This window comes from Moraxella sp. (genome assembly GCF_024227015.1).
Classification (GTDB): Bacteria; Pseudomonadota; Gammaproteobacteria; order Pseudomonadales; family Moraxellaceae; genus Moraxella.
Genome location: NZ_JAAELD010000262.1, coordinates 1 through 3,643, shown reverse-complemented (window position 1 = coordinate 3,643; position 3,643 = coordinate 1). Strand labels below are relative to the sequence as shown.

General features: G+C 47.5%; 3 protein-coding genes. All 3 read right to left on the bottom strand.

Going from position 1 to position 3,643, the window contains the following annotated elements:
- Window positions 1-52: 52 nt before the first annotated feature.
- The 3 genes from GY683_RS06120 to GY683_RS06110 all read right to left on the bottom strand — a co-directional run bounded on the left by GY683_RS06120 (window position 53) and on the right by GY683_RS06110 (window position 3,373).
- Window positions 53-1,501, bottom strand: coding sequence for a C13 family peptidase (locus GY683_RS06120; protein ID WP_297287900.1), 1,449 nt, complete (start codon window positions 1,499-1,501; stop codon window positions 53-55).
- Window positions 1,502-1,747: 246 nt separating this feature from the next.
- On the bottom strand, window positions 1,748-2,791 hold the full coding sequence (tsaD, locus tag GY683_RS06115) for a tRNA (adenosine(37)-N6)-threonylcarbamoyltransferase complex transferase subunit TsaD (protein WP_297287899.1): 1,044 nt from the start codon (window positions 2,789-2,791) through the stop codon (window positions 1,748-1,750).
- Window positions 2,792-2,902: 111 nt separating this feature from the next.
- Entirely contained in the window at window positions 2,903-3,373 is a 471-nt protein-coding gene (locus GY683_RS06110; protein WP_297287898.1) for a hypothetical protein, read from the bottom strand.
- Between the last annotated feature and the right edge of the window lie 270 nt (window positions 3,374-3,643).

The window sequence follows — 3,643 nt, the reverse complement described above, 5'->3', positions numbered from 1 at the left end:
TGGGGTGCGGTTCAACAAAGGGGTGTTTACTATAAATGTTCAAAAAACTCTCTCACGGAGATACGCTCTCAGCATGGCTAAATGTCGGCATCTCAATGACGGGATTTGTCGCATGATGGAATAGAGCCTTTTCTAATTCAGGTAAGGCACTTTGCATCATCGCACCCACCACCATCTGCGGCTCTGATGACTCAAACCCCATGAGCGCTTCACGCTCACTAACACGGCGACGCGCTTGGTTAAACGCGCCTGTTAGCGTGGTCTGCTCGCGCATGCTCTCAGAAAAGAACGCACGACCAAAATAAGTCATGTCCGCATCATTGCTACAACCAAAAGACGCTCTATCGGCACGGCTTGCGGTGATGATGACCGTGGTCGGACTTGATAAAGCCTGAATAAATGCGCCTGAATAGCACGACGACACCACAATGACTCGCCAGCGAATGCCTGACGCATCCAATGCCCCACGCAGCCACACAGGGTCGATCGGATCGAGCGTCAATGGCGGATTGGTCATGACCAGGTCACCTAAGATGCTGCCCGACTCATCGACCGCCCCGTGAGAACTTAGCGTTAAGAACAGCACATCTTCATCCACATCCATGCGATTGCCGACTGCTTTTAGCGTCTCGGCCAAGCTCGTGCGACTGGCGATTGGATATTCATCCCAAGTGTGTAAATTATTAATGAGCGATACCGAGCGATCTTTTGCACCGAATCTGGCATCGAACAGCTGCTCCGCTTGCTCGATTTCGCTAGCGAAGACATTTTGCTCAGCATAGCCTGCCACACCCACAAAATACCATTCGTGCTTGCCTTTGGTGCTCTTAGCAACACCATCCAAGCTTTGCCCCAATAATGCCGACTGCTCATAGAACTGGCGCTCAGACAACGTGGGTGCGACATTATTTACCTTAAAGATTGGCTGGTCGGCGACGTTTCTTTGCCACACGACAAGCAGCAAAACCGCACCGCCAATCATCAAAAGACGCTCCCACCACGGCCAATGCAGCCTCTTGGCAAAAATCCACAACAAAGATGCTGTCTGCCACACAAATAAAAACGTAAACAGGCTGGGCAAGATGCCATACAAAAACGACGGCAGCCACCCCTTGATGTCCAGATACTGAATGCCGCTTTGGATAAGCACCAACATCGTATCAGCGGCAAGCCATAAAATCACAGGCACAAAGAGCAGCGAATAATTCATCGTACGCTTCGCCAAGATGATACCCGCCACCAAAATAATCACCGGCCAAATCAAATAACTGATCAGCCCCTGCTCATTAAAATAGCTGCCACCCTGCGCTGACAAATAAGCAAATAAAATATTCGCGCCAAGCGCCGCCAATAAAAAAACCACAAACTGCCCAAAGGTTGGCTTAACAGATGTGAAAGCACGGGCATTACCGCCCAGCATTTGCAAGGCGGCTTTGATATTTGCAATGAAATTGGCAGAGAATCTAGGCAAGGATTCGATCTTTAGCGATGATAATGGCAAAGTGAGCTCTTTTTGTTGTTATGCTGTGAACAGTTATTTTCTCAAAATAGTACTCATCGCGCAAGATAAATTTATCAGTCACTGTTCTATATCAATACCAATTCAACATGAGATGATTTCATAAATGCAATCAATAAATGCGATAAGAACGACAAATAAAATCCGTGATGATGCAATAGAACACACAATAGGCACATTGGTGTACAAGCTCAATACGCCAATTTCAATGATGTAGATGGAATTATATTAGCCGTCAGCACTGGTGAAGTTTAAGGTCTGCATGTCCCATCTTGGCACGCATGTCACAGCCAGATCGTCACTCTGACCCGCCTGCAATCGACAAAATCCCGCATAAGCGATCATCGCACCATTATCCGTACACAGCTCTTTTGGGGCGTAGTGTACTTTGGCGTTTAGCTTGGCAAGTTCACGTTCTAAACTCTCTCTAAGTTCAGTGTTGGCAGATACGCCACCTGCGATGACGAGGCGCTTAAGGCCTGTTTGCTTAAGCGCACGAACGCATTTTTTGACCAAAGTATCCACGACCGCATGCTGAAAACTCGCTGCGATGTTGGCGCGAACCACTGGATCTGAGTCAGAATTCGGCGTGTCTTTGATGAGATTATGCACGGCCGTCTTCATGCCACTAAACGAAAAATCAAGCCCTTTGTGTAGCATTGGGCGTGGTAGTTCGTAGGCGTTCTTATCACCACTCTCGGCCAGACGCGCGACGTTCGGCCCACCTGGATAAGGCAGATTTAGCATCTTGGCAGCTTTATCGAAGCACTCACCTGCCGCATCATCGATGGACTCGCCTAGGATTTCATATTGTCCAACACCATCGGCACGCACCAACATCGTATGTCCGCCCGACACAAGCAGGCACACGAAAGGAAATGCCACATCATCGCCCAATAACGGCGCAAGCAGATGCCCTTCCATGTGATGCACACCGATAGCAGGCACGCCAAGCCCATAAGCCAGAGTGCGACCAAACAGCGCTCCCGTCATCAGCGCACCAATTAGCCCCGGTCCTTTGGTATAAGCCACCGCATCAATGTCAGATTTATCAATACCCGCCTCGTGCAGCAGCTCGTTCAACAACGGGACAAGCTTGCGGATATGATCTCGGCTGGCAAGCTCAGGCACAACCCCGCCATACGTGGCGTGCAGCTCGATTTGACTGTATAGCACCTGGGCAAGCACCCCGCCACGTCCGTCATTCATCTGGCTGTCATAGATAGCAAGTCCTGTCTCATCACAGGAAGTCTCTAAACCCAATACTTTCATATGTCTCTTTATTTTTACAATTTTGATTATTATAGCATTTTTCTGGGTGATTTTTGATAACATCAAAATAAAACAAAACCGCCCAAAAGGCGGCTTATTTATCAAAAAGAGCTATTGGCAAACAGCACGAACGATATCTTCTGTCATCGGTGTCTCACCCCAATTCGGTGAGTGACTAAAGTCCGATTGTAATTTATTTTGGCAATCTACCAAGATGGGTGCGTGATGCGCCGCCATCCGCCGTTCAAAAAAATACAGATTCGCACGCTTGATGTTGCCAGCTTCGGCGTTATCACTAGGCTCAACTGCAACGAAGTGCAAGATTGGCGCACGAAAATACGACCAAGGCTTATAGAATGCAGGATCGGCATGAGTTGCTACCACACTCACACCATCAGGCAGGCGGCTCTTAGTGTGTTCAAACCAAGTATATTCGCTATAAATCTGAAATCCAAGCATGCCAAGTCCAGCCGCAGCAGGTACGATCCAACGTGGCAGCTTCTTAAATAACAGCCTAAATGACAGCGCAACCCCTGCTGCCATGAATCCCGCCAAAATGGTCGCAATCAATTCCCAAAACATTCAACAATCCTTTTGTGATAACCACTAAAATACAAAATCAGGCTAACTATATCATAAAGACATCGCATTTTATAGTTAAATTTCGCATTTTATTCATATAAATTTCTTTGAATATCAATTACTTAAAATAAAAAATGCAGACACTCCGTCTGCATTATTTATTAGATTAATCATTACTGATCGACTGCTGCGCTCGCACCTTTTCACTAGCGAACGCATTCGACCAGCTCTCCGCTATCCTGTGGTGGTGGCGCAGTCATGTAAGATACT